A 25634-nucleotide genomic window follows, 5' to 3' on the forward strand; every position below is an offset into this window, starting at 1 on the left:
TAATTACTGCTTAATTGATAAGACAGTATCAAACATTTCGTTTGCTGTTTTCATTACTTTAGCAGCAGCTTCATATGCGTGCTGATACTTAATCATATTTGCCGCTTCTTCATCGATTGAAACACCACTAATTCTTTCACGAATTGAGTTGGCCTGTGCTAGTAATCCTTCTGATTGTTCAGCGTCTAGTTTGGCCTTACCTGTTTCAAGTCCAACATTACCTACTGTTTTAAGATAGTCCTCTTCAAGTGTTGCTGTACCACCTGACATTAATCTCTCATGTTGTAGTTTAGAGATTGCAATAGCAACACGGTTATCCCCGGGACTATTTGGAGATAGTGCTGTTGCTATATTTGAAATATCTGATTTGATCGCATCACTTAGGTCAATGTTAAGCGCAGCTCCCTCTATTTTCATAGGTGCTGAGAAGAAGTTATTTCCTGTCGTCGGCCCTTTGTTATCCATTGATACTGGATTACCATTAACATCTGTTTGAATCTCGCGATTAACATATCCTCTTCTGTGGATTGCATTGACGTAATTCATAAATTCGTATGCTGTCTGGTCTAGCTTTTCTTTTAATTGTTTGACGTCATTATTTCTAACTTTAATTACGGCACCTAGTGAACCACCTTGAAATTTTTCAGTAATTTGTTGACCGGAACGACTTGCCCAGAAGATCTCCATTGAGCCATCTTGACCATTAGTTGATTCATCTTTACCAAACACATACGTTCCAAGTTTTTGTGATTGAGCTGCTGTAACGAGTGTACCAATGCCAGGAGATTGAACGTTATAATTTCCACGTTCATCTTGATAGGTATGTATTTTTATAATCTTTGATAATTCCTTAACTGATAAATCACGTTGATCTCGAAGATCTCCAGTTTCATCGCCTGTTGCTTCGAGTTCTCGAATCTTTCTATTTAATGTTGCAATTGAGTCTATATGTTGATTAGCATCCTTAACTGAGATCATAATCTTATCATCAATACTCTTTGAGATCTCGTTAAGAGTCTCTGCGATTCTTCTAAAGTCTTTTACAATTAATTGTGCTTTATCACGTACAACTGAACGTACGGTTTCGTTCTCTGGTTGATTCGCAAGATCACGAAATGAATTAAAAAAATTATTGAGAATTTGATTAAGACCTTCATTGTCGATTTCATTAAAGATATCTTCAACGCGACTTAGTTGTTCAGCTCTATTATTGTAGTAGGATTCATTACTTTGACTATCACGTAATTTTTTTTCAACGAATTTATCATGAACACGATTAATACTTTTAATTCTAGTACCACTACCAGTTATTAATCCATCCTTAATAAGAGGCATATTAGATTGTTGGTGTACACGCTGACGAGAATATCCTTCCGTATTTGCATTGGAAATATTATGCGACGTTACCTCTAGCGATTTCTTAGAGGCGTTAAGTCCTGTATTTGCAATGTTTAACAGACGTGTAGACAAATAATCTCCAATTAAGGATTTCGCTCAAGCGATCTTTGCTGAGTGATACCTTTGGCGTTATATGTAGATACTGTCTTAGTACCCATTGCACTTTCTCTGATCTCACGAAGAGAGTTTAGTGCTTTGTTAATAAAAAGTTGATTCTTCTTATTTTGTGTTTGAATTTTTTCAATAATATCTACTAAAAGACTATTGAATCTGAATAAGTGTTTACCATCTTTTTCAGCTTCAAACTTTGAGAAGAATTCAACTAGGTCAGTGATTGAATTAATTTTTAATTCTTTATAGTCCTTTTGAATATTTGAAAGAATCTTGTTTCTGGCCTTTTCATTTACTTCTATCTTTGCAATGATTTCAGACTTTTTAGAAACTTTTTCTTCTAGCTCATCAATCTTACTATCAAGTAGGAGAGCGTACTCATCACAAGTTAAATCAAATAATTTATAGTGAAGCTCACACTGTGACTTCCATATATCTGTAATTTGAAAGTAATATGTTGCTAGTTGTGTTTTCATTATACTCCGAACTCTTCCCCAAGAATTTTATCTGCCATTTTGTCATAATCCATTTTGTAGGTTCCACCTTGGATTTGAGCTTTTAGTGCAGCTATCTTTGCAGAGTTATCAACTTCTGGTGCTGCATCAACAGCTTTCTTGATATGTGCAAAATCTTTTACTGCTTCAGGTATTGAAACTCTGGCATCATTTCTTGTTTGATTATCAATATAAGCTTTTTGAGCATTCGTGTTTCTTTTAATTGGAGCTTGCTTCTGGATCTCTTGTGATCTCTCGGCCGTAGTTTTAGCATTTGGAAAGAAACTTGATCTCGTATTTGTTACACTACTCATACTTTACTCCAATTTGTTTTGCCTGCTTCATTGCTATTGATTGAGAAGGTTGAGTTGGCCCTTCTTCAATTCGAATTTGGTTTTGTGCATACTTATTTTTATTGTCCAAATAGTTTTGATAATTTTGTTCATTCCTCATATGCTTTGGATAAATTTCATTCAAAATCATTTTTTGTATTTGGCTATCTTCTTTAACAAGAGCTTTAGCACGCTCACTTGTCATAAGACCGTTATAGAAATTTCCTGCTGTACTTTGCACGCCACTGTTAAGTGACTTAGTCATTTCTTTAACCATTAACTCATTAAATTGTGCCTCTAGCCCTTGGGCCGCACCTTTGATCTCTTCAGGAATATACTTGTCAGAATTTGCAGGACGTACAGATTTTTGCGCATTTGCGTTTTGTATTTGTGGTCTATGAATTTTGATTTCATTCATAATACTCATCCTGAGTTTCTGGCCGTTCAATCCTTGAAAAGCCCATTATCATTAATATTTTAACATTTTTTTTAGTTTTTTTATACCCAGCTCTTAAAAATGGTAAAAAATGCTATTTGACATTGAAAGTTAAATTAACTCAATTTCTCCAACTAGTGCACCATTTCTCTTAAGTGCTTGAAAAATCGAAATTAAATCTTCCGGCGTCGCACCTAATGCATTTAGGCTTTTAACAAGATCATTTAGTGTAGTTGTCTTGTCAACTAAACGAATATTTCCATCATCACCATCTTTCTTCTTGTTATTAACCTGAATATTTAGTCCACCATGAGAAATCGCAACCGCTTCAACGGTAATATCTCCACCTGCAACAATAGTACCTGTTCGCTCATTGATGATGATTTTAGCAATACGATCTGTATGAACTTTAAAATTTTCGATAATCGCTAAAAGTTGTACGATTTTTCTTTGGTACTGTATTGGTACAATAATATCAACAGTATTTGAGTCCTTTGCTATGGCATACTTTCCACCTAGTTCTTGATTGATAGTTTTTTCAATTCTAGCAGCAGTTGTGAAGTCTGGACTCTTGAGTGCAAGTCTCAATGATTTCTTCTTATCGAAATCTAATTGTAACTCTCTTTCAACAACTGCACCCTGTGGAATAAGTCCTGTTGTCGCAAATTTCTTACCATTTTCTAGGCCACCAATTGAAATTGATCCATTTGCTACAGCATAAACATTTCCGTCACCGCCTTTAAGTGGAGTGATCAGAAGCGTTCCTCCTGCAAGAGAAGAAGCATCACCAATTGATGAAACCTTTACATCCATTTTTTGTCCAACTCGGCTAAATGATGGGAGTTCAGCTGTAACAATTACTGCCGCAACGTTCTTTGAACTAATTTCATTTTGTGGATTAAGTCCAAGCTTTTGAAACATACGTTTAAGAGAAGTATTTGTTACTTCTCCACCACCATCCCCAGTACCATTTAGTCCAACAACTAAACCATAACCAACGATAGGGTTTTTTCGAACGCCTTTAACATCCACTAGGTCTTTTAAACGACTCATCTTTGCCTCAATATGAGTTCCAAAAGATAAAAGGATAAGACCAAAAATTAACTTTTTAAACATTAATTACCTCAATACCGTTACAGAGCTTTCTAAAAATTTTGTCGAATCAATTGTATCGTCTTCATTGATATCTTTACGTGATATCAATGCTTGTAACTCAACTAGGTGTTTACGATTTTTAAAAAGTACATTTTTTTGTCCACGTACAAGTAGGTGATCTCTACTGATCTCTTCCACAATAACTCCAGATATTTTGTCATGAATTTTATTTGATGCACTTGTGTCTTCACCTTCTTCAGCTCCTGCTGCTGCAGGTGCTTGAGGCTGACCAGGTGTTGTCGTAGCTGTTGTACTTTCTGGATTTTGACCTGCAAGTGTGGGCATCGGTGGAAAAGCTCTTTTGAGCTCCATTGTAATATCATTCTTAAGACGAGTTTGAACGTTTACTAGAATAATATCACCGTTTCGTTTCCATTTATTTTTTGTAAATAGATAGTTTTCGTTTCCATTCCCGGCCCAAAGGCTGCCAGTATTTCCATGGTCATGGAAATTGTTTGCAGTTACTCTTTTTGGTTGCGGTTGTTGACGTTGTGATAATTGATTATTGTTATATCTTCTTTTAACCTGAGGGGCCATATTAGGAGTATTGGAAGAAGTTTGTCTTCTGTCCCCATATGAGTTGCGATATTGATCGAATGTATTATCAACATTTGCTCTTTTTTGTTCTAGCTCTCTTTGGTTAACACCATCTAGTTCGTTATACATTTTGTTAATATAGTTAGCACATGATGTTGTTAGTAGTGCTAATGTTAAAAATAAAACTTTTCTCATAAATCTACCTTCACTTCATTGAGTCCAATTACTTTCGCTGTGAATACCTTATTAGTTTTCAAATTCTTCACTTTTATGAAATCTTGTAACTTGCCTGTCGACATTGGTAGTGCTTGACCAGTTAATTTAATTCCATTGTTATTAAGGATTACTTTTACAGGAACACCAAATGTGACTAGGTTAATAGGGGAGATATCTCTCTTATTAATCGTTTCACCTGGTGAGATAACTTTATTCGTTTTATAGAAAGCAATTTCATTTAAATTTTTAAAAACAGCTTTTTCATCTGTTGTATAGATAGTCTTTTCTTCGACATTATTTGTATTGATTGACTTAAAGCTTAAACCGATTTCATTCTTCGCAACCACAGCTCTGACTGGCTTTTGAATAACGATATCTAACCACTTTGTCATACCATCAAATGATATTTTTAATTTATTTTGACCAAGCTTATTACAGTCGTTACACATCAGTTCGAGTGTTGTTAAATTATCTGTTGTTATTGACTTAATTGGACTTCTAGATTTGAAAGTGACTTTCCAATCATCTGGAATTGTAAATTGAGTTTTGACTGACTCATCTAAATTTATTATTACTGAATCTTTAGTTAGAAAGTTAATGTCATTCTCTTTAAGATCTCTACTATGATTTAAGTAGAAATTACCATGTGCTGAAATAAGAATTTCATTAAGAATTTCAAGTTGAGAACGATTACAATTTTTAGACTTATAATTTATTACAGAGTTTTCAATACGATAGTTCTTTTGCGCCATCGATACTTCACAATCACTTGCAAATGAAAAGGTTGCAACAAATGTTAAAAGAATTAATTTAAACACTCTCTCTTCTTCCTATTATCTTGTAATATTGTTAACTGTTTGTAGCATTTGGTCAGCTACACCCATTACTTTTGAATTCATTTCATAGGCTCTTTGTGCCTTAATAAGATCCGTCATCTCATTCATAAGACTTACGTTGGCCATTTCAAGAGCACCTTGTTGCATTGAACCTGTATTATTTGTTCCTGCAATACCCTGAATTGGTTGACCACTTGCTGTTGTTTGACGGTAAAAATTCCCTCCGTCGTTATGAAGACCAGGATTATTTACGAATGTGAATACCGGTATTTGGCCAACAACTTGTGGCTCTACTTGCCCATTAAAGTAGGCTTCAACCGTTCCATCATTACCAATGCTTACTGTTGCAACTCCTGGTGGAAATGTAATTCCTGGAAATACTTGATAGCCTTGTTTTGAAACAAGCTGGCCTTGAGCATTTACATTGAATGCACCATCTCTTGTATATACAATTTGTCCATTTGGTTTAATGATTCCAAAGAATCCATCACCATTGATCATAAGATCAAATGGGTTATTGGTAACTTTTGGGGCACCTGCAGAAAAAACTTTTCTTACACCACTAATTTTAGAACCTGAACCAACTTGTACACCAACAGTGTAATTTGAGTTTGCATCAGAGCGAGAGCCCGCTTCTGTGATTGTTTCATACATCAGATCTTCTGATTCAGCTCTTTGCTTTTTATAACCAATTGTATTTAAGTTAGCGACATTATTTGAGATTGTGTTAACGTGCATCTCTTGTGTCGCCATACCAGTCGCAGCAATATTTAGGGCCTTCATCATCCCAAAAGAGTAGCGGGCCATAAGTAGGAATGTAATAAATAGAATAATATTTTTCATACTACCTCAAAATTTGATCATTTCATTAACTGACTTAGAGCTAATTTGATCATAAGTTTTAATTGCTTTTTGTATTGATTCAAAATGACGGTGTGCTTTGATTAACTCTGACATTTCAGAAACAGCATTAACATTTGATTGCTCAATGAACCCTTGGTGAACAGAAGTATTTATCTGTTCTTTAAGGTTACCTTCATTATTATTTATATAAAGGGAGTTACCTTCTTTTCTTAAGGCATGCATATCATTAAACTCTGTAATATTTAGTGCACCAACTTGGTTATTATTTGCATAGACTGCGCCATCAAGAGCGAAGGTAATATTTCTCGTACCAGGTGGGACTGAAATAGGTTGGTTATTTTCTCTATTAAGAACTGGATACCCTTGTTGAGTTGTAATCACACCATCTTGGCGTAGTGAAAGTGTTCCGCGCCTCGTATAGCGTATCCCTTTTGGAGTTTCTACTGCCAAGAAGCCATTGCCACGAAGACCAATATCAAGTGGGTTACTTGTTGGAGAAAGTGTTCCTTGAGTAAAGTTTGTGAAGGATCCATCTACCTTTACCATCGCGTGTTCAGCTCCATAGCTACGATAGAAGTCCTCTGGTGCCCATTCTTTATTAGGTAAGTCAATATCTTCAACACCCTTATCTAGTGCTGTTAAATACTCTTTAAATGCGAGTTGATCTTTTTTAAATCCAGGTGTGTTGGCATTTGCAACATTATTGGCAATTGTATCAACTTTCTGTTGTTGTGCGATTGCACCGGATAGCGGTACCCATAATTCTTTCATCTGCCCTCCTGGCAAATTCTTCTTTAACTATACCAACCAGGGTGCCAAATTACCTACATAGGTAAAAATGACCCATGATGTAAGTAGTGATTATCACACCTTTTTATTTAAAGAACATGCAAAGTATGGGAATATTAGTCCATATAAGAATTAATAATGTTAAGAAAATGACACGGTGGGGTATGACCAAGAAAATAGATATTGAACAAAACTTAAAAAGATTAGAAGAATTAGTTCATGGACTCGAGTCAGGTGAGCTTACTCTTGATGATAGTTTAAAAAACTTTGAGGAAGGGGTTAAGTTATATACTGATAGTAAGGGCTACCTTGAAAAAGTAGAAAAAAAAGTTTTAGAACTTACAGATAAACTAGAAGAAAAAGAAATTGAATAAACTAAACCTCATTATTGTATTCCTAGTTTTTGTTTTTTTGAGCAATACTTGTCAGACTCAATCGGAAGAAGAGCAAAGAGTGGTAACAATCTCTGTTGATACTGAAGAGACAAGTGTTATTCCTGCTGTTGATAAGAAATCATCATATACAGAGTACGGGCCAGGACAAGTGAATACTGGTACACAGGAAAGCTTAAAAAATGAACGTATTAATACTGTCGGTATTATTATTGGTGCTAGTGAGGATTTTAATACTGATGTCATGGACTACGTTTCGTGTCTTATGAAGAATGATGTGAAAATTAATTTTGTTGCAGGCATTGGGAGCTCATCTGCGATTGCGGCCCTGCTGTCTCAGACAAAAAAGCCTGAGCTTGTTAAGTGGAAATTTTTCAGGTTAAAAGATAGGGATGATACGAGCGAAGTAATTGAAAATTTACAGATCAATGCAAGGGCTATCAAAAAGTCTAGTGTTGCCTACTATCTTACAGATGTTGCAGCAAATGGAAATATTACTTTTAAAACGAAAGGTAATATTATTGATGGTGTAAAAAATAATATTGAAAATAATAAGAAAGTACTTGCTGCTCAAATTGAAATAACTTCAGAAGACATCTCTCGACTAATTGCCCAGAGAGTGTTCGTCTTTGCATATGATAAAAACTTATCGGTTTCTAAAAATCAGATAAATGGTAAAATGATTCTAATCAATATGCCTAAGCAGAATTATAGCTTAATGAAGAAGTGTGAAATTATAAAAGAGAATTTATGAAACATTTAAAAAGATTATTAGTATTAATGTCCTTCTTGGTATTATTTGGAGGATTATTTGTCTTTTCAATACTAGTATATTTTTCTTTCACTTTACCTAAAATTAGTAGTCTTGCAGATTATAATCCGCCAATTAAATCAAAGATTTTATCCAAGGATGGTGTTGTTCTCTATAACATTGGTAAAGAGAATAGAGAGATTGTTGAGTTTAATGAAATTCCACCGCGTATTGTAGATGCTTTTCTATCAGCTGAGGATTCAAATTTTTATAATCATGATGGTGTTGATTATTTTGGTGTTTTGAGAGCTCTTATTGCTAACCTTAAGGCTGGACGTGTTGTGCAAGGTGGTTCAACAATTACTCAACAGGTTGCAAAGTCTTTATTACTTTCATCTGAGCGCTCAATTACAAGAAAGATTAAAGACTTTCTTCTCGCTCAAAAAATTGAAAAGAGATTTAATAAAGAAGAGATTTTATTTCTCTATTTGAATCAAGTTTATCTTGGTGGTGGATACTATGGTGTTAAGTCAGCTTTTCGAGGCTACTTTAATAAGGAGTTAAATGAAGCAACTGTAGCAGAGTCTGCACTTATTGCAGGACTTCTGGTTGCTCCTGGAAAGTATTCTCCTTATCGTAATCCACAACATGCTAAAACGAGACAGGCCTACGTTCTAGGACGAATGTTTGCAAACAAGAAAATTACTAAAGAAGAATACCAAGAAGCTCTTCAAGAAAAAATAAAGTATCAGCTTAGAAAAAATAGTCCTTTTCTTGCAGGTTACTTTACGGACTGGGTTAGAAGACAGGCAATTGAAATTGTTGGTGAGGATAAGTTTCTTACTGAAGGATTTACTGTACAAACAACTCTAAACTATGATCTACAAAAAGCGGCAGAAGAGAATATTAAAATAGGTGCTGATGAAATTGATAAACGACAAGGTTTTCAAGGCCCAATTGGTCATATTGAATTAGAAGAACTCGACAAATACATCGAAGAATTTCGAGTTGAATTATATAAAGACAAGTCAAATTATTTCACTCTTACTGAAAATAATGAGAGAGAGTATGAGCTTCAATTAAAAGAAGATGAGCTTGCTGTTTTAAAAGATTTTACCCAAGAGCAATTATCGAAACTTTATTCATCACGATTTTATCCTGGATATAGTGCTGATGATCAGTTACTAGGACAGCTTGAAAAAAATAAATTATATAAAGCAGTAGTTCTTCGTTTAGATAGACGTATGAGAAATATTATTATTTCTGTTGGTGGGATTACAGGAGTGATTCCTTATAAGTTTTATCGTTGGGCACACGAGAGAAAGTATACGGATGCGAGGAAGTACTTTCCTTATGTTAAAAATCCAAATGATATCTTAAAGAAGGGAGATATTATTCATGTTAAAATCAAAGACTTCAGTTCAAAGTTTTCTGAACATGTATACTCTGAATATGCCAATACTTATAAAAAGCTTAAAGATTATAAAACTTTAGAAGAACAAATGTATCTTGAATGTTCTCTTGAACAAGAGCCAAAAGTTCAAGCAGCACTTTTAAGTCTAAATCCATTTACTGGCGAAGTTATTTCGATGGTTGGTGGTGTAGATTTTGAAAAGAGTGAATTTAATCGTGCTCTACAATCAAAGCGTCAGCCCGGCTCGGCCTTTAAGCCATTGTTATTTGCTGCAGCACTTGAAAACGGTTATCAGCCCAATACAATAATCTTGGATACACCAGAGGCCCTTGGTGGAGCTAACCAGGCATTAAACTGGAAGCCGCGTAACTATGATGGAAAGTTTAAGGGACCAATGACTTTTAGAGAATCTCTTGAATTCAGTCGAAATATTCCAACTATTAAGATAGCACTTGATTTGGGAATGAATAAAATATTTAATTACCTTGATCGTATTAACTTTCATGCAGATATGCCTAATGATATGTCTATCTCACTTGGGTCTTTCGGTGTTACGCTTTTAGAAATGATCCGTGCATACTCAATTTTTCCAAATGGTGGGAAGAAGGTTCTTCCTAAATCAATTATTTCAATTACCGATCGTAATGGAAAAGAGTATTTCTTCCAGGATGACTTTGCGACACAGTCTAAGCTTGAATTAGAAAAGCTTGCAAAGGAATCTAAAAATTTGAATCAAACAGATAATGTCCGAGAAAAGGAAAGTGATTCACATAATGAATTTGAAAAAGAAGCCGTTAATCCATATCTATTAAACCTAGATGAGGAACAAGTATATGACCCAAGGTTGGCCTATATAATGACAAACCTTCTTAAAGGTGTTGTTCATAATGGGACGGGAAGACGTGCTCTTAGTGTAAGCCAGTTCTTAGGTGGTAAGACAGGAACGACAAGTAGTTATGTCGATGCTTGGTTCTTAGGTTTTTCTCAAAATATCGTTACAGGTGTTTGGACTGGTATGGATGATAACCAGACAATGGGTTGGCCTGAAACAGGTACTAAAGCCTCAATGCCTATTTGGAAATCATATATGCAACGTTCAATTCAAATTTACGGTGAAAGAGACTTCCAAATGCCTACTGGTATTGTAAACGTTTCAATCGATAAGAAGACAGGGGAGCTAGCAAAAGGCTCTGGACCAAAGTTTTTGGAAAGTTTTGTTGAAGGAACTGAACCTGGATCTAATTCTAAGAATAACTTCTTTAAAAAAGAGGAAAATAGTCAAGAAACGGGTGCAATTCTTGAAGATGATGATTTCTTTAACAATTAATCAAAATATGTAGTAAATTTTTCGATATTTTCTCCGAGAAGACTAAAGAATAGTTGGTTTCTCGGAGACACTTTGGAATTAGTTCATAAAAGCCATAGAACATATATCTACTTAGCAATAGCAATATCGCTAGTTATACATATTTCTTTGATGCCTTCAAAGCTAACGTCTTTTTCATTGTCGCTTACGAAGTCGCAAGAGGATAAAAAGCCTGAGCGTATTCGTCTGAGATTGAATAGAGAAAAACCGCGCCAAATTGTTACAGCTGCTAAGACTAATCAAGAGTTAGCGGATAATGCCAAATATTTAAGTGAAACTAATAATAAAGTAGATCGTGAAACGAAGGCCAAAGAGATCGCTTCTTTCAATATAGGCGGTGTTGGTAATTCCAAAATCGACCAGAAAAAGCAAGGTTCAAAATCAAAGAAGAAAGAGCAACGTAAGGTGACAAAATCTAAGTCCGGTAGAATTAGTTTTGAGGACTTTGCAGTTGCACAGAATTCTCCACTTGAGAAAGATCAAAACCTAGTTAAGGGGACAAAGACTGGTAGCAAGAATCATCGAGGTATTGCTAGCTCAAATGACCATCTTGAAGATGTAAAGTTAGGTGACTTCACTAAGCTTAATACTGTCGAGTATAAGTATTATGGTTTTTACTTTAGAATAAAGCAGCAGTTAGAGCAGCATTGGGGATCAACTCTACGTCAAAAAATGGAGTCTTTATACCGTCAGAATCGTCGTGGCCCTGCGGGAGAAAAATTTCTAACTAATGTACGTGTTGTCCTTGATAATGATGGCAAAATCATTAATGTAATCGTTAATGGAACTTCTGGTGTGAAAGAATTAGATGATGCCGCAGTTGAGGCCTTTAATAAAGCTGGCCCATTTCCTAACCCACCATCTGGCCTAGTTAAAAATGGTCACGCTAATATTGATTGGGGCTTTGCTGTTACAAAGAACTAAGGTTTAGTGCTTTGTATTTCCTTTAAGCATTTTTTTTATATTGTTAATACCTTCCATAAGAACGTAATCAGTCCAAACTTGATCTAGTTCTTTAATCGTCTCTACGATTTTGATAGCGGCTTGGTCGTAAGAGATACGATCAGTTTCTGCTAATTGTTGAATGGCATTTGAAATAGCTGCAATAGCAGACGAGTTACATGCTTGGTTTAGTCTATCCTCATAAGTAGTATCGATCTTCTTTTCTTTACCCTTGATGATTGCCGTATTGATTAGCTGAATAGATTCTTGATTATGCATTTAATACCTGTCTCTATTTATTGATGAACATTGGAGAATGCGAGTATGAAGCCTGAGTAGGACTTCGTAAAGGAAAAAATTGGTCAATTGAAAATATTTTTAGGTGAGAAATTTGTAAGTTACTGAAATAAAAAAATGCCCTCTTTTTGAGGGCATATGTAAGAATATGAAATAGATTTTATTTTATTTATTCTTGACAAAGGCTTTCGTACTCTTCGTTTGAAAGAAGGTCTGAAAGTTCATCTTGATTAGACATTTTAACCTTAATCATCCAAGACTCATACGGCTCAGAGTTAAGGTTATCTGGTGAATCTGGAAGCTCTTCGTTGATTTCTGTAATTGTTCCTGAAATTGGAATATAAAGATCACTCGCTGACTTAATTGATTCTACAACACCAAAAGTATCATCTTTAGAGAATTCTTGACCCACTTCTGGTAGCTCAACAAATACGATATCTCCTAGAGAGTTCTGTGCAAAATCAGTAATACCAACAGTTAAGATATCACCTTCAATCTTTGCCCACTCGTGTTCTTTTGTATATTTAAGATCAGTTGGAATATTAGTCATTATTTGTGCCCTCCGGTAACAAATGGTTTTGTATGATAGTTTGAATCTATTACATTCTTTCGAATTTGTATTCTAAATTTCTTATTTTCAGGAAATAAATCACGCTTCACTAGTCCTAGGCAAATTCCTTGTGAGTTAGTCACAGACATTGTTCCACTAGTTACAATACCAATGACTTGATCTTGGTCATTTAGGATCTCATAACCTTCTCTAGGGATCCCCTTGTCAATAGAGAGCTTAACGAGTCTGTGGGTTGGTGTTATTTCCTGTAGAGCATTCTTACCAATGAAGTTTTCTTTGTTTAGCTTTACTGTCCATTTAAGGGCCGAGTCTAGTGGAGTTAACTCATCATTTAATTCGTGGCCGTATAAAGGGTAACAAACTTCTAGCCTTAGAACATCACGTGAAGCAAGACCACATGGAGTTACTTCTGCACTAAGAAGTTCTGACCAAAGTTTTTGGATTGTTTCATGTGAACCAAATACTTCAAATCCATCTTCACCAGTATAGCCTGTTCTTGCCGTAATTACGTGTGCACCCTTCCACGTACTTTCGTATGCTGAGTAATAAGCAGCGCTTGTTACAGAGTCAAAGCCAAGTTTAGATAAAACTTCTTCAGTCTTAGGGCCTTGAATAGCAAGTAAAGAATAGTCTTCTGATTGGTTAGTTAGTTCAATATTGAAACCTTCCGTTTTTGAAGAAATCCAATTCCAATCTTTATTGATATTAGCAGCATTTACACAGATCAATACCTTTTGATCTTCTAATTTATATGCAATTAGATCATCAATGACAGTTCCATCTTCACGACAAAGTGGCGAGTAAACAGCTTTGCCTGTTTCAGCATTCGTAAAGTCGTTAGTAATAATATAATCAACGAATCTTATAGCATCTGGACCTGTTACGAAGAATTCACCCATATGAGAAACATCGAAAACACCGATGTTATTTCTTACGGCTTCAACTTCAGCTTTTACGCCAGCATACTGAATCGGCATTTCATAACCTGCAAAGTCTGCCATTTTTGCCTTAAGGTCGCGATGCGCCTGTGTAAGTGATGTTTGTTTCATAAATATCCTTAGGTTTTACTTTTTAGCGGCGCTAATTAAATTCTGTGAGACACTGAAAATAGTCATAGGACCAATTCCTTTGGGAACCGGAGTAATGGCCGCTAATTGATCTTTAATATTTTCAAAATCACAATCACCGCAGAGCTTGCCTTCATTGCTTCGATTGATTCCAACGTCAAAGACAACTTGAGATTGATCGTTTCTAAAATATTCTTTTGTAAAGAGCTTTGGTGAACCAATTGCTGCTACAATAATATCCGCAGATTTAGTTAACTCTTTTAAATTTTGTGTTTTTGAGTGAGCAAGTGTAACTGTCGCATTCAAATTTGTTAGAAGTAATGAGAGAGGTTTACCTACAATTAAACTTCTCCCAACAATAACAACACTTTTTCCCGAAAAATCTACTCCGTAATACTTGGCCATTGTTACAATGCCTTTTGGTGTACACGGAATCATTGATGTTTCACCAAGTTGGCCACGATAAAGCTTGGCAACATTTTCATAGTGAAAACCATCGACATCTTTATGGGGAACAACAAGGTCTGTTGTATCAATTTGTGAAAGAGATTTTGGAAGTGGTAGTTGAATAAGAATACCGTGAACAAGTGGATCTTCGTTAAATTGATTAACAATTTTTAGAAACTCTTGCTCACTAATTGTTTTATCTAAATTAACAATTTCACAGCTTGCACCAATTTTTTCTGCAAATTTCTTTTTACTATTTGTATAAATAACACTTGCTGGATTATCTCCAACGAGAATTACTTTTAAACTAGGAACCACACCTTGTTCTTTCAGGGTGATACACTCTTGTTTAAGGAGTTCAACTTGTCTTTCTATGACTGGTTGCGCATATAGTAATTTTGTCTCATTTTGCATTAACACATATTATCTTTATAGCTTGGTATTGGCAATTTCAGAATTAAGTCGTATTCAATTGATATGTTTTTTTGGTTAGGATTAGCACTACAATTAATCGGTTTCGCATCAGTTGGGCTTTGTCTTTTTGTTGGTTTACAAAAAGGTGACTATGAAATGCTCGAGCTCTATCAATTTATTGGTGGATCAGCAGTTTTTTATATCGGCCATATGATAAAAGGCGTAGATCGCTCGTAAATTCGAATTTTTCGTTTATACTAAAACTATGTATATTCTAGGAATTGACCCCGGATCTCGTACTACTGGTTGGGCCGTTATCGAAGTGGAAGGTCGAAAATTTAAGTATGTCGACTCAGGTGTTTTAAAATTTGATAAGATACCAGAGTTTCTCGATCGTTTAGCGACGATTTCTTCTTCAATTAAAGATATTGTCTCAATGTATAGGCCAGATGAAATTTCTGTCGAGGCACTTATTTATGTAAAAAGTATTCCGGCATTATCTAAACTTGCGCAAGCAAGAGGGGCCTTAATAGCAGGCTTGTCAGATAAGTATCAAGGAAAGATTACAGAGTATTCACCTAACTTAATAAAATCTAGTGTTACAGGCCATGGACTAGCTTCAAAAGAAAGTGTTGATCGCTCGCTTAGTATGATCTTTGGAAAGCTAGATTTTAAATCACATGATGAGTCGGATGCCCTTGCTATAGCGCTTTGTCACGCGTTGAATCGTGGACAAAGAGCAAAAATAAAGGGAAAATCGTCACATACTCGTACGAAAGCACGTACATTAAAAGAAGTATTTTCTAAGTAGGTTTTATGATCGGTCTATTACAAGGCGAAGTTGTTTTCAGTGATGGAAACGAGTTAATTCTATTCTCTCCATCGGGAGTAGGGCACCAAATTTATTTTCAACATGTTTTACCTGAAGGCTCTGTTGCAGCAATTTTCATTTCACACATTGTAAAAGAGGCCAGTGAGGAACTTTTCGGATTCCGCTCTCTTCGTGAGAAGAAAACATTTGAATTACTTTTGAATGTTAAGGGTGTTGGTCCTAAAGGGGCATTTGCTCTTGTGACAAGTATTGGAGTTGATAATATTATTGATGCTATTACTTTTGATAATAAGAAAACACTTCAGAAAGCTCCTGGAGTAGGGGCCAAGGCCGCTTCACAGATAATTCTAGACCTTAGTGGAAAAGCTCAAAAAATAAAAATGTATTCAAAAGCTTCAGCTAGTGCAACTCAGCCAACTGGTACTTCAGTTCAAGCACCGCTTAATCTTGAGTTATTTGAAGAGACAGTAACAGAAGTAGTAAGCCATGACTCTGCTCTTATGAATGACGCAATCATGGCATGTAAGGAACTTGGCTTTACTGAAGATAAAGTTATGCCACTTGCTAAGAGAATTTTAGATGAAAATCAAATAACAAGAGCTGAACAACTCGTTCACCTTGTACTAAAAGAGGTGTAAATGTCTGACGGTCGCTTTTTTGATCCAACTCTTGATGAAGATGAAACTAGAAAAGAAGTTATTCTAAGGCCGAAGGATTTCTCTGAATATATTGGCCAGAAAAAAATAGTTCAAAATATTGATGTTATGGTGACATCAGCAGTAAAGAGAAAGCAGTCAATGGATCATGCTCTTTTATCTGGACCTCCTGGGCTAGGAAAGACATCTCTTGCTATGATTATTGCCAATGCTCTTGGGAGCCAGCTTCATGTCATTTCAGGGCCGGCCATTGAGAAAAAGGGTGACCTTGCTGCTATTCTAACTAATTTAGAACCAAGAGACGTTCTCTTTATTGATGAAATTCACCGTATGCATATTTCTGTTGAAGAGATTCTCTACTCGGCGATGGAAGATTACCGTTTAGATATTGTTATTGGTGATGGAGCAGCAGCAAGAACAATGCAAATCGAAATTGCGCCCTTTACTTTAATTGGCGCCACAACACGCTCGGGACTTTTGTCTAATCCTCTGCGTGATCGCTTTATGGCCCATTTTCATTTCGACTTCTATAAGGCCGATGAACTTGCAATTATTATTTCAAATAATGCCAAGAAGCTTGGAATTCAAATCGATGCAGATGCGGAATTACTAATGGCAAGATGTTCTCGTGGAACACCGAGAATCGCCAATCGTGTTCTTCGCCGTGTTCGTGACTTCGCCATTGTACGTGATTCTTCTCACGTAAATATAAATGATGTAAAAAAATCACTAGAAATGATGGAAATTGATGAACATGGCCTTGATCGAATGGATAGACGAATTCTATCTGTTATTCAAGAGTATTATGGTGGGGGACCTGTTGGAATTGAAGCGCTTTGTGCAACTCTTGCTGAAGATCGCTCCACGATTGAAGATGTTTATGAGCCATTTCTTTTAAAAGAAGGTTTTTTAATACGTACGCCAAGAGGCCGCGAGATCTCACAAATTGCAAAAGAGTTGATTGATGAAAAATAAGTTTTTACTTTTATGTTTATGTCTAATTACGTTTAACATTCAGGCCACTTACGATTTATCAGCAACTGCTGGTTACCGTTCTTATATTCTCGGAGCCGCTGCTCGAGTGGACGCAGGAATAAGCCAAGAAATGTGGCGCTATAATGATCAGATTTATGGATTTATTCGTGAGTCGGCTTATTTTAACACTAGTGGAACAATTAATTCTGTCGGTGGACGTATTGATTTCTTTCCAATTTCAATTCTAGGATTCACTGCTGGAACTGAACAAGTTTGGCGTTCATCAAAAGAGCTTTCGACTTTTGATTGTGAAACTCAAGTCTGTGATGCTGATGGAACGCGTTCATACTTAAGAGTTGAAAATGTCTTAGCTTATAAGAAGTTAGTTACAATCAATGACTTTCAAAGAGAGTTCTTCAAGTACAGTGGTTATTCTGGAATTGTTGTTAACGCGCTTCATTCCATGGAGATTTACACGGATGACATTGTTAATGTCATGAGAAATATAATTGCTTATCAATACAGTAATACATATACGTTTGGTGTGTTACATTTTCGTTCATGGTCGGAAAAAAGTAAGCAGGATACAGCTTTTGTTGGATTCCTAAATCAATTTAAAAGAGATAAGTGGACATACGATACCATTTTAGGAATCAATCACGATCGTGATAACCATGATCACTTTAGTGTACTTCTACAAGTTAAATACGATTACAAAAAAGGTCTAAGGTTATTTTAATGAAAAAATTATTATTACTTATACTAGCAATGCTAATGTCATCATGCTCACTTCTATACGGAAAGCTTGGTGGTGACTTCGACTACGAACCAAATGAATATGATAAATTACCTAAGCATGTGAAAGACTTTGTTAAAAAGTCTTATGACGGAATTGATCTTAAAAAATTAAAAGATACACACCTGCATATAGTAGGACTTGGTAATAGTGGTAGTGGTATTTGGGTAAATCCTGAAATGCAAGATTGGTATAACCACTTATCAAAATATAATCGTTTCAATGTTTATATTACTGCTTCAGGTGTTGATGATGAATCTCTTGCTGATGAACAGTATGTTTCTCGTCTTGTTGATCTTATGACGTATCAGCCACACTTTATCCAAGCTTACGCTCTAGCATTTGATTACCACTATAAATTAAATGGTAGTAAGGATTTAAAGCACTCAGAGTTTTATGTACCAAATGACTATGTATGGAATTTGTCACAAAAATATCCAGTAAACTTTAAGATGGTTGCCTCTGTTCACCCTTATCGTAAAGATGCAATTCAAGAGTTGGAGAAATGGGCGGCTCGTGGTGTGAAATTTGTTAAGTGGCTTCCAAATGCAATGGGGATCGACCCTGCAAATGAAAAGGTTATCCCTTTTTATAAAACTCTTAAAAAATATAATATGACACTTATTACTCACGCGGGTGAGGAAAAAGCCGTGGAAGGGGACAAGTTTCAAGAGCTAGGAAATCCTCTTCGTCTTCGACACGCTCTAGATCTTGGTGTTGATGTAATTATCTCCCATGCGGCTTCACGTGGTAAATGTGAAGACTTAGATAACAATGGAGTTCAGGCAGAGTGTTCTGATCTTTTCTGGAGATTATTTAAAGAAAAGAAATATGAAAAGAACCTCTTTACTGATCTTTCGGCCCTGATTATTTATGAAAGACTAAGCGAGCCTCTAATTGAGATGATTGAAAATAAGCAGTTTCACCATCGCGTAATGTATGGATCAGACTATCCATTACCTGCTATCAACTGGATCTATAGAACGACAGATTTAGTGGAGAAAGGATTTATCACAGAAGAGGAAAGAGAGATCTTAAATGAGATCTACTCAATCAATCCGCTATTATTTCACTTTGTAGCACTAAGAACAGTAAAGCATCCAAAGACTGGTGAGAAGCTCACTAACGAGGCCTTTGAGATGCCAACTCGTCTTTTGAAAAAGTAAAAAACTATTTTCTAATAATTGCCATCGTCAGGCGAGAGATACAAACTAATTTATCTCTCTCGTCTGTGATGCGGATATCCCAAATGTGTGTCGATTTACCTATGTGCACTGACGTGGCCTTTGCTTTTACAATTCCAGACTGAACTGGACGAACATGATTAGCATTTATCTCTAAGCCAACTGCATAGTACTTAGAAGAATCCAAAATAATATTTGAAGCGATTGAGCCAACTGATTCTGCAAGAACACAACTAGCACCTCCATGAAGGACACCAAAGGGTTGTCTCGTTCGTTCATCTACTGGCATAGTCGCTACTAGATAATTATCTTCAGCTTCTGTTATAGTAATTGCTAAGTGTTCAACACAGCAGCCTGCGTTTAGTCTATTAACTTCTTTTAAATCAAGATTATTAAATAAATTTTCCATCAGTGAACCTTCTTTAACCCATTCATGTAATTAAATTAACGTTTTGTTAACATCTGCATTTATTTTATGGTTATTGTTAAAAGAGTGGAAGGGTTGGGTAATTTTTGTTACAAAAGCCTCTAGGACAGGAAATTCAGTAATATTTTGCTCATCTATGACGATACTTGCTATATATTGCTGCTCAGTTTAAAATTACACAAAGTACTTAAAATTAGGTGATTTTTAATGTTAAACCAAAGAACTATAGCTAAAAAAGTGATGATTACGGGAATTGGAATCCATTCTGGAAAGAAGGTTACAATGACTCTACATCCTTCCGAAGCGGACTCTGGTATTCAGTTTAAAAGAACTGACATTAAAGATTCACAGATTCTCAAGGCCACTGCGGACACAGTTGGTGCGACTGAGAATAATACTGCTATTGGTTCAGGACCTGGTGCTGTACACACAGTCGAGCATCTTTTATCTGTTTTATATGGATTTGGGATCAATAATTGCTACATCGAAATTGATGGGCCAGAAGTTCCAATTATGGACGGTTCAGGTGCATCTTTCCTATACGTTATTAAAGAGACTGGGATTCAACAACTTCATAAAACAAAGAAGTTTTTAGTAGTTACTAAAGCTGTAGAAGTTAAAGTTGGCGAAAAGTGGGCAAGAATCGAACCTTGTGAAAAGCTAGTGATTGACTCAACTATCGTTTTTAAACATCCAATTATCAAAACTCAACGTAAGATATTTGAATTTACGTGTGAAAATTACATCGCAGAAATTGGCCGTGCTCGTACATTTGGCCTTTTGAGAGATGTTGATATGCTAAAGAGAAAAGGTCTAATTAAGGGCGGATCTCTTGATAATGCAATTGTTCTAGATGATTTTAAAGTAATGAATCCTGATGGATTACGTTTTGATGATGAGTTCGTAAGACATAAGATTCTTGATACAGTTGGTGATATTAGCCTTCTTGGTTATGAAATCGCTGGAAAAATCACTACTTACATGTCTGGACACCACGTTCACAACGTTCTTTGTCGCAAGCTTTTAGAGACGCCAGATGCGTATGAAATTGTATCAGCGACTTCACTTGAGAAAGAAGCGGTACAGGCATTTGATCTGCCCATGGCCCTTGCGCCGTCATTTTAATCAGTCGATATAAAAATATTTAACATTTATTGTGTGAATAACAGCGTGTACAATGATATGGAATTTCACGTCGTTATAAAAGAGAGAGAATACTATGATTCTATCAAAGGGTTTTTGGCAAACTTATAAAGAAGTGCCAGCAGATGCAACAATTGCATCACACCAGCTAATGATGAGAGCGGGCTTAATTCATAAGTCAGCAGCTGGGTTATATAATTATCTGCCAATGGGGTATCGATCGATTCGCAAAGTAGAGCAAATTGTTCGTGAAGAAATGGATAAGGCCGGATGCTATGAAATGCTAATGTCTGTAGTTACTCCGGGTGAGCTTTGGCAAGAAACTGGCCGTTGGGACAAAATGGGTGGAGAGATGCTTAAGTTTAAAGATAAAGCAGATCGCGACCTATGTATCTCGCCGACGAATGAAGAGGCGATCACTGATGTTTTTAGAAAAACAATAAAATCATATAAAGATTTACCTCTTTCTCTTTATCAAATTAATACAAAATTTCGTGATGAAATTAGACCACGTTTTGGCTTAATGCGCGGACGTGAATTCGTTATGAAAGATGCTTATACTTTCCATGCCTCAAAAGAATGCTTGGATGAAGTTTATGACAGAATGTATGAAGCCTATGAGAATGTTTTTAATCGTCTAGGGCTTGAATTTTCTGCCGTTGTTGCTGATGGTGGAGCAATGGCCGATGGTGAAGCTAAAACTCATGAATTTCAAGTAATTGCGGATGCTGGTGAAGATGCTATTATCTATTCGAATGAAGCAGATTATGCAGCTAATATTGAGACTGCAAAGACATTAAGAAAAGTTGATAGTGCTTCAAAAACAGATGATATGGCCGAAGTAGCAACACCAGGTAAAGCAACTATTAAAGAGGTATGCGAGTTCCTAGGAAAGAAAGAATATCATTCAATCAAGTCTCTTGTTTATAAAGCAAAAAATGATGAAGATGAGGTTTTTGTTTTAGCTCTTCTTTTAGGTGATGATGAATTAAATGAATTAAAGCTTGAAAAAGTTTATCCAGGACGTGACTTAATTGCGGCAACTGATAGTGAATTAAAAACTCTTGGACTTGAAAAAGGTTTCATTGGACCAGTTGGAATTGATATATTAGAAATCGTATTCGATACACAAATTGATTTAGATGGAGCTTACGTTGTTGGTGCAAATAAAGTCGATATGCACTTAGAGAACTTTGTTGCAAATGAACAGCTTAAAGATATTAAAACTGCCGATCTTAGGCTTGCCTGTTCTGGTGATTTTACGTTGGACGGAAAACATCAGGTAGAACTTAAAAGAGGGATCGAAGTAGGACATATTTTTCAGCTTGGTGACAAGTACACGAAGGGAATGGGTGTGACTATTCTCGATCAAAATGGAAAGGCTACAACACCTTTAATGGGGTGTTACGGAATTGGTGTCACTCGTTTAGTTGCAGCAGCAATTGAGCAAAACCATGATGAAAACGGAATCATTTGGCCAGCAGCAATCGCACCATACAACTTATCATTTGTTGCCATCACTAAGTCTGATGAATACAAAGAAAAAGCTAATGAACTTCATAAGAAGCTTGTAGAAGCTGGTTTAGAAGTTGTCTATGATGATAGAAAAGCTGGACCGGGCTTCAAATTTAAAGATGCAGATCTTTTAGGACTACCACTTCAAGTTGTGCTTGGTGAAAGAGATCATAAAGAAGATGGCCTTCTCGAAATTAGAGTAAGACGAACTGGTGAAAAAATTAAAATTTCAGAAGACGAGCTTATCGTTAAAGTTAATGAGCTTTTAAAGGACCTTTAATGGAACAAGATATCATTGTTGGAGTACATTCTATTGTACATGCGATTCGAAATCCTAGACGTAAGATTATTGAGCTTGTTGCTTGCGAAGAGGGACTCGACAAGCTTTACAAAATGGGCGGAATAAAAAAACAAGAGCTTGATGGGTTGAAAGTAAAATTAGTTTCTTCGCACAAAGTTCAAGAACTAGCTAAAGAGCTTTACGCACAAGAAGACTTTCAATACTCGAGAGTTCCATCTGGCGTTTACCTGTTAACAAGTCAGAAAGAAGTATTAGAAACAAAGCCATTATTTGATGCAATCGATAACGGTGAAGAAGTAAAGATTCTATGTCTTGATGGAGTAACGGATGTCCACAACGCTGGTGCTATCATGCGTACAGCAGCGTTTTACAATGTTTCTCATATTGTTTTTGCAGTAAAAAATAAATTTAATATTGGGCCTTCAATGGCCCGTATTGCATCTGGCGCGCTAGAGTATATTGAAATTGTTAAATGCAATTCTCTGCCTAAGTTTTTATCAGCAATAATTAAGCGTAATGTAACACCTATTGGGCTTACGGAGCATACTGACGATAACGACTTAGGTGAAATAGAGGGGATTAAGTGCCTCGTTCTTGGAGCAGAAGATAGAGGATTATCACATGCTACAGTTCGCTTGTTAGAAAAGAAAATACGTTTAGAACCAATCGGTAAAATTGAGTCTTTAAATGTATCTGTTGCTGCGGCGATTGGTATGGAAAAAGTTTTTTCTAAAAAATAAGTTAAAAAAAGCTTGCCAGCTTTTTAATTCTACTTTATAACTTATTTCCATCGCAAGTAATGTTTGCTGGCATAGCTCAGTTGGCTAGAGCAGCGGTTTTGTAAACCGCAGGTCGTAGGTTCGAGTCCTATTGCCAGCTCCATTCTTTACAGCGGTTGTGGCGAGGTTGCCGAGTGGCCAAAGGCAACAGACTGTAAATCTGTCGGGGTATCCCTTCGATGGTTCGAATCCATCTCTCGCCACCATTTTGAAAATATTTCTTTACAGAGTGTTTTTAAAAGGTTATAAAATTTAAATCTTATGCGGGCGTAACTCAGTTGGTAGAGTGTCAGCCTTCCAAGCTGAATGTCGCAAGTTCGAACCTTGTCGCCCGCTCCATTAAAAAGATCCTCTTTGAGGATCTTTTTTTTTGCCAAAAATCGAAACTCATTATTTAATTATATGAAAGTTATTTTGTGCTCGCGTGGCTCAGGGGTAGAGTACTTCCTTGGTAAGGAAGAGGTCACGGGTTCAAATCCCGTCGTGAGCTCCATTTTATTTCCTGTTAATAAACTTTTTTGTGGCCTTAAGTATAGATTTTACTGGCAATTCAAGTTTTTTATGTTATCAAAATGGCAATATGAAATTTGTGGGTTAGATTTTAACTTGGATGGCATTTTTTTTATGTTGAATCTAAGTCGAATATAGTCGATACTTACAACTCAAAATTAGCTTTTAGTTATAGTAATTATTAAGACAAACATAATGTTATGTTTAACTTTTTTAAGGAGACTTAAGTCATGGCAAAAGAATCTTTTGACAGAAGTAAGCCCCACGTAAACATTGGTACGATCGGGCACGTTGACCACGGTAAGACAACTCTTACAGCGGCAATTTCAATCACATTAGCTAACGCACTTGGTGGTGACGTAAGAAAATTCGACGAAATCGATTCAGCACCAGAAGAGAAAGCTAGAGGTATTACAATCAATACTTCACACATTGAATATGAAACAGAAACTCGCCACTACGCGCACGTAGACTGTCCAGGTCACGCTGACTATGTAAAGAACATGATTACAGGAGCAGCACAAATGGACGGAGCGATCCTAGTTTGTTCAGCAGCGGATGGTCCAATGCCACAAACACGTGAGCACATCCTTCTTGCACGTCAGGTAGGTGTACCAGCGATCGTAGTATTCTTAAATAAAGTAGACCAAGTAGATGATGAAGAACTACTTGAGCTAGTAGAGATGGAAGTAAGAGAACTTCTTTCTTCATACGACTTCCCAGGTGACGATATTCCAATCGTAGCTGGTTCAGCACTTGCAGCTCTTGAAATGAGAGATGACAATATTGGTAAAGATAAAGTTCTAGAGCTTATGGCACAAGTTGATGCTTATATCCCAACTCCAGCTAGAGCAACAGATCTAGACTTCCTAATGCCAGTAGAAGACGTATTCTCAATTTCAGGACGTGGTACAGTTTGTACAGGACGTGTTGAAAGAGGGATTATCAAAGTTAACGAAGAAATCGAAATCGTTGGTATTAAAGAAACAACTAAGACGACTGTAACAGGTGTTGAAATGTTCCGTAAGCTTCTAGACGAAGGTAGAGCGGGTGATAACGTTGGTCTTCTACTACGTGGTGTAAAGCGTGAAGAAGTTGAGCGTGGTCAGTGTCTAATTAAGCCAGGTTCAGTTAAGCCACACGCGAAATTTAACTGTGAAGTATATATCCTTTCAAAAGACGAAGGTGGACGTCACACTCCAATCTTCAAAGGTTATAGACCACAGTTCTACTTCAGAACAACAGACGTAACAGGTGATATTACACTTGCAGACGGTGTTGAAATGGTAATGCCAGGTGACAACACTTCTTTCGCAGTAGAGCTAATTACTCCAATCGCGATGGAAAAAGGTCTTAAGTTCGCAATCCGTGAGGGTGGTAGAACAATCGGTGCTGGTACAGTATCTGAAATTTTAGACTAAATTTTTGCTTAAATTTTGGGGGTGATTTATCAATCACCCCTTTTTGTGCTCAATACATTAAATTGACGCGTAAAAAATATATGGCCTAGCGTAAAAATAATTTGACAATAGGCCCAAAAAAACAGTAAAAGTCAGGTTCAACTTTTAAAATTGATAATAGGATGAGTATGAAAGCTTCTAAGTTAAGAATTAAATTACGCGCATATGATCACAAGCTTCTAGATAGCTCAGTTGATGAGATCGTACAAACAGCTAAAGAGACAGGC

The 25634-nt window shown here is 36.2% G+C and carries 29 protein-coding genes and 4 tRNA genes; 19 read left to right on the top strand and 14 right to left on the bottom strand.

Annotated elements, in window-relative coordinates; all coding sequences use genetic code 11:
* Positions 1 to 3: 3 nt before the first annotated feature.
* The 9 genes from flgK to flgF form a co-directional block, all read right to left on the bottom strand.
* Positions 4 to 1470 (bottom strand): flagellar hook-associated protein FlgK, encoded by a 1467-nt coding sequence (gene flgK, locus M902_RS10365; protein WP_021267687.1) that lies wholly within the window; start codon positions 1468 to 1470, stop codon positions 4 to 6.
* Positions 1471 to 1481: 11 nt separating this feature from the next.
* Positions 1482 to 1985 carry a flagellar protein FlgN gene (locus tag M902_RS10370; RefSeq protein WP_021267726.1) on the bottom strand — a complete coding sequence of 168 codons (504 nt, stop codon included), beginning with the start codon at positions 1983 to 1985 and terminating at the stop codon, positions 1482 to 1484.
* Positions 1985 to 2317 (bottom strand): flagellar biosynthesis anti-sigma factor FlgM, encoded by a 333-nt coding sequence (flgM, locus tag M902_RS10375; protein WP_021267739.1) that lies wholly within the window; start codon positions 2315 to 2317, stop codon positions 1985 to 1987. Before flgM ends, M902_RS10370 begins: the two co-directional genes overlap by 1 nt.
* Positions 2310 to 2753: a hypothetical protein gene (locus M902_RS10380; RefSeq protein WP_021267622.1), complete on the bottom strand. Its 444-nt coding sequence runs from the start codon at positions 2751 to 2753 to the stop codon at positions 2310 to 2312. Before M902_RS10380 ends, flgM begins: the two co-directional genes overlap by 8 nt.
* A gap of 129 nt (positions 2754 to 2882) precedes the next feature.
* Complete coding sequence (locus M902_RS10385) at positions 2883 to 3887, bottom strand: flagellar basal body P-ring protein FlgI (protein ID WP_021267689.1); 1005 nt, start codon at positions 3885 to 3887, stop codon at positions 2883 to 2885.
* 3 nt (positions 3888 to 3890) lie between these two features.
* A complete protein-coding gene (locus tag M902_RS10390) occupies positions 3891 to 4658 on the bottom strand; it encodes a flagellar basal body L-ring protein FlgH (RefSeq protein WP_021267543.1) in 768 nt (255 codons plus the stop codon).
* Positions 4655 to 5497, bottom strand: coding sequence for a flagellar basal body P-ring formation chaperone FlgA (gene flgA, locus M902_RS10395; RefSeq protein ID WP_021267574.1), 843 nt, complete (start codon positions 5495 to 5497; stop codon positions 4655 to 4657). The genes M902_RS10390 and flgA overlap by 4 nt, the downstream gene beginning before the upstream one ends.
* Positions 5498 to 5512: 15 nt before the next feature.
* Positions 5513 to 6358 (bottom strand): flagellar basal-body rod protein FlgG, encoded by an 846-nt coding sequence (gene flgG, locus M902_RS10400; protein ID WP_021267403.1) that lies wholly within the window; start codon positions 6356 to 6358, stop codon positions 5513 to 5515.
* 6 nt (positions 6359 to 6364) lie between these two features.
* Positions 6365 to 7150 carry a flagellar basal-body rod protein FlgF gene (gene flgF / locus M902_RS10405; RefSeq protein ID WP_021267639.1) on the bottom strand — a complete coding sequence of 262 codons (786 nt, stop codon included), beginning with the start codon at positions 7148 to 7150 and terminating at the stop codon, positions 6365 to 6367.
* A 182-nt stretch (positions 7151 to 7332) separates the two neighbouring features.
* Between flgF and xseB the strand changes: the two genes are divergently transcribed.
* From xseB to M902_RS16035, 4 genes are all read left to right on the top strand, one after another.
* On the top strand, positions 7333 to 7542 hold the full coding sequence (gene xseB / locus M902_RS10410) for an exodeoxyribonuclease VII small subunit (RefSeq protein ID WP_021267578.1): 210 nt from the start codon (positions 7333 to 7335) through the stop codon (positions 7540 to 7542).
* Positions 7535 to 8314: a hypothetical protein gene (locus M902_RS10415; protein WP_040314574.1), complete on the top strand. Its 780-nt coding sequence runs from the start codon at positions 7535 to 7537 to the stop codon at positions 8312 to 8314. The genes xseB and M902_RS10415 overlap by 8 nt, the downstream gene beginning before the upstream one ends.
* Positions 8311 to 11052: a penicillin-binding protein 1A gene (locus M902_RS10420; RefSeq protein ID WP_021267485.1), complete on the top strand. Its 2742-nt coding sequence runs from the start codon at positions 8311 to 8313 to the stop codon at positions 11050 to 11052. The genes M902_RS10415 and M902_RS10420 overlap by 4 nt, the downstream gene beginning before the upstream one ends.
* 150 nt (positions 11053 to 11202) lie before the next feature.
* Complete coding sequence (locus M902_RS16035) at positions 11203 to 12015, top strand: energy transducer TonB (protein ID WP_021267571.1); 813 nt, start codon at positions 11203 to 11205, stop codon at positions 12013 to 12015.
* A 3-nt stretch (positions 12016 to 12018) separates the two neighbouring features.
* Here the strand turns inward: M902_RS16035 and M902_RS10430 are convergent, their stop codons facing one another.
* The 4 genes from M902_RS10430 to M902_RS10445 all read right to left on the bottom strand — a co-directional run bounded on the left by M902_RS10430 (position 12019) and on the right by M902_RS10445 (position 14829).
* Positions 12019 to 12312 (bottom strand): hypothetical protein, encoded by a 294-nt coding sequence (locus M902_RS10430; RefSeq protein ID WP_021267699.1) that lies wholly within the window; start codon positions 12310 to 12312, stop codon positions 12019 to 12021.
* Between the two features lie 187 nt (positions 12313 to 12499).
* Positions 12500 to 12880 (bottom strand): glycine cleavage system protein GcvH, encoded by a 381-nt coding sequence (gene gcvH, locus M902_RS10435; RefSeq protein WP_021267638.1) that lies wholly within the window; start codon positions 12878 to 12880, stop codon positions 12500 to 12502.
* The gene (gene gcvT, locus M902_RS10440) at positions 12880 to 13950 is read right to left on the bottom strand and encodes a glycine cleavage system aminomethyltransferase GcvT (protein WP_021267673.1); all 1071 of its coding nucleotides are present in this window, start codon (positions 13948 to 13950) and stop codon (positions 12880 to 12882) included. Before gcvT ends, gcvH begins: the two co-directional genes overlap by 1 nt.
* Before the next feature lie 15 nt (positions 13951 to 13965).
* Positions 13966 to 14829, bottom strand: a complete 864-nt coding sequence (locus tag M902_RS10445; protein ID WP_021267416.1) for a bifunctional 5,10-methylenetetrahydrofolate dehydrogenase/5,10-methenyltetrahydrofolate cyclohydrolase — start codon at positions 14827 to 14829, stop codon at positions 13966 to 13968.
* 63 nt (positions 14830 to 14892) lie between these two features.
* Here M902_RS10445 and M902_RS16530 point away from each other — a divergent pair, with 63 nt between their 5' ends.
* Genes M902_RS16530 through M902_RS10470 form a run of 6 tightly spaced genes read left to right on the top strand, consistent with a single transcriptional unit; the run spans position 14893 to position 19254 of the window.
* The gene (locus M902_RS16530; protein WP_021267658.1) at positions 14893 to 15066 is read left to right on the top strand and encodes a hypothetical protein; all 174 of its coding nucleotides are present in this window, start codon (positions 14893 to 14895) and stop codon (positions 15064 to 15066) included.
* A 28-nt stretch (positions 15067 to 15094) separates the two neighbouring features.
* The gene (ruvC, locus tag M902_RS10450; protein ID WP_021267531.1) at positions 15095 to 15640 is read left to right on the top strand and encodes a crossover junction endodeoxyribonuclease RuvC; all 546 of its coding nucleotides are present in this window, start codon (positions 15095 to 15097) and stop codon (positions 15638 to 15640) included.
* A gap of 5 nt (positions 15641 to 15645) precedes the next feature.
* Positions 15646 to 16299: a Holliday junction branch migration protein RuvA gene (gene ruvA / locus M902_RS16040; RefSeq protein WP_021267455.1), complete on the top strand. Its 654-nt coding sequence runs from the start codon at positions 15646 to 15648 to the stop codon at positions 16297 to 16299.
* Complete coding sequence (gene ruvB / locus M902_RS10460) at positions 16300 to 17292, top strand: Holliday junction branch migration DNA helicase RuvB (protein WP_021267748.1); 993 nt, start codon at positions 16300 to 16302, stop codon at positions 17290 to 17292.
* Entirely contained in the window at positions 17282 to 18031 is a 750-nt protein-coding gene (locus tag M902_RS10465) for a hypothetical protein (protein WP_021267604.1), read from the top strand. Before ruvB ends, M902_RS10465 begins: the two co-directional genes overlap by 11 nt.
* Entirely contained in the window at positions 18031 to 19254 is a 1224-nt protein-coding gene (locus tag M902_RS10470; RefSeq protein WP_021267523.1) for an amidohydrolase family protein, read from the top strand. Before M902_RS10465 ends, M902_RS10470 begins: the two co-directional genes overlap by 1 nt.
* 4 nt (positions 19255 to 19258) lie before the next feature.
* On the opposite strand, the gene M902_RS10475 is transcribed toward M902_RS10470, so the two are convergent.
* A complete protein-coding gene (locus M902_RS10475; protein WP_021267540.1) occupies positions 19259 to 19681 on the bottom strand; it encodes a hotdog fold thioesterase in 423 nt (140 codons plus the stop codon).
* A gap of 225 nt (positions 19682 to 19906) precedes the next feature.
* On the opposite strand from M902_RS10475, the gene lpxC reads away from it, so the two are divergent.
* From lpxC to M902_RS10520, 9 genes are all read left to right on the top strand, one after another.
* Complete coding sequence (lpxC, locus tag M902_RS10480; RefSeq protein WP_021267422.1) at positions 19907 to 20824, top strand: UDP-3-O-acyl-N-acetylglucosamine deacetylase; 918 nt, start codon at positions 19907 to 19909, stop codon at positions 20822 to 20824.
* A 94-nt stretch (positions 20825 to 20918) separates the two neighbouring features.
* Entirely contained in the window at positions 20919 to 22637 is a 1719-nt protein-coding gene (locus M902_RS10485; protein WP_021267720.1) for a proline--tRNA ligase, read from the top strand.
* Entirely contained in the window at positions 22637 to 23398 is a 762-nt protein-coding gene (locus M902_RS10490; protein ID WP_021267632.1) for an RNA methyltransferase, read from the top strand. Before M902_RS10485 ends, M902_RS10490 begins: the two co-directional genes overlap by 1 nt.
* Positions 23399 to 23463: 65 nt before the next feature.
* A tRNA-Thr gene (locus M902_RS10495) sits at positions 23464 to 23540 on the top strand.
* A 17-nt stretch (positions 23541 to 23557) separates the two neighbouring features.
* Positions 23558 to 23643 (top strand) — tRNA-Tyr (locus M902_RS10500).
* 57 nt (positions 23644 to 23700) lie between these two features.
* Positions 23701 to 23776: transfer RNA gene (locus M902_RS10505), tRNA-Gly, on the top strand.
* A 79-nt stretch (positions 23777 to 23855) separates the two neighbouring features.
* Positions 23856 to 23930 (top strand) — tRNA-Thr (locus M902_RS10510).
* 247 nt (positions 23931 to 24177) lie between these two features.
* Positions 24178 to 25368 carry an elongation factor Tu gene (gene tuf / locus M902_RS10515; RefSeq protein WP_021267556.1) on the top strand — a complete coding sequence of 397 codons (1191 nt, stop codon included), beginning with the start codon at positions 24178 to 24180 and terminating at the stop codon, positions 25366 to 25368.
* Positions 25369 to 25535: 167 nt separating this feature from the next.
* Positions 25536 to 25634 (top strand): 30S ribosomal protein S10 (locus tag M902_RS10520; RefSeq protein ID WP_021267442.1); only part of this gene is annotated, 99 nt, incomplete at its 3' end.

It is taken from the genome of Bacteriovorax sp. BAL6_X, from assembly GCF_000443995.1.
Classification (GTDB): domain Bacteria; phylum Bdellovibrionota; class Bacteriovoracia; order Bacteriovoracales; family Bacteriovoracaceae; genus Halobacteriovorax_A.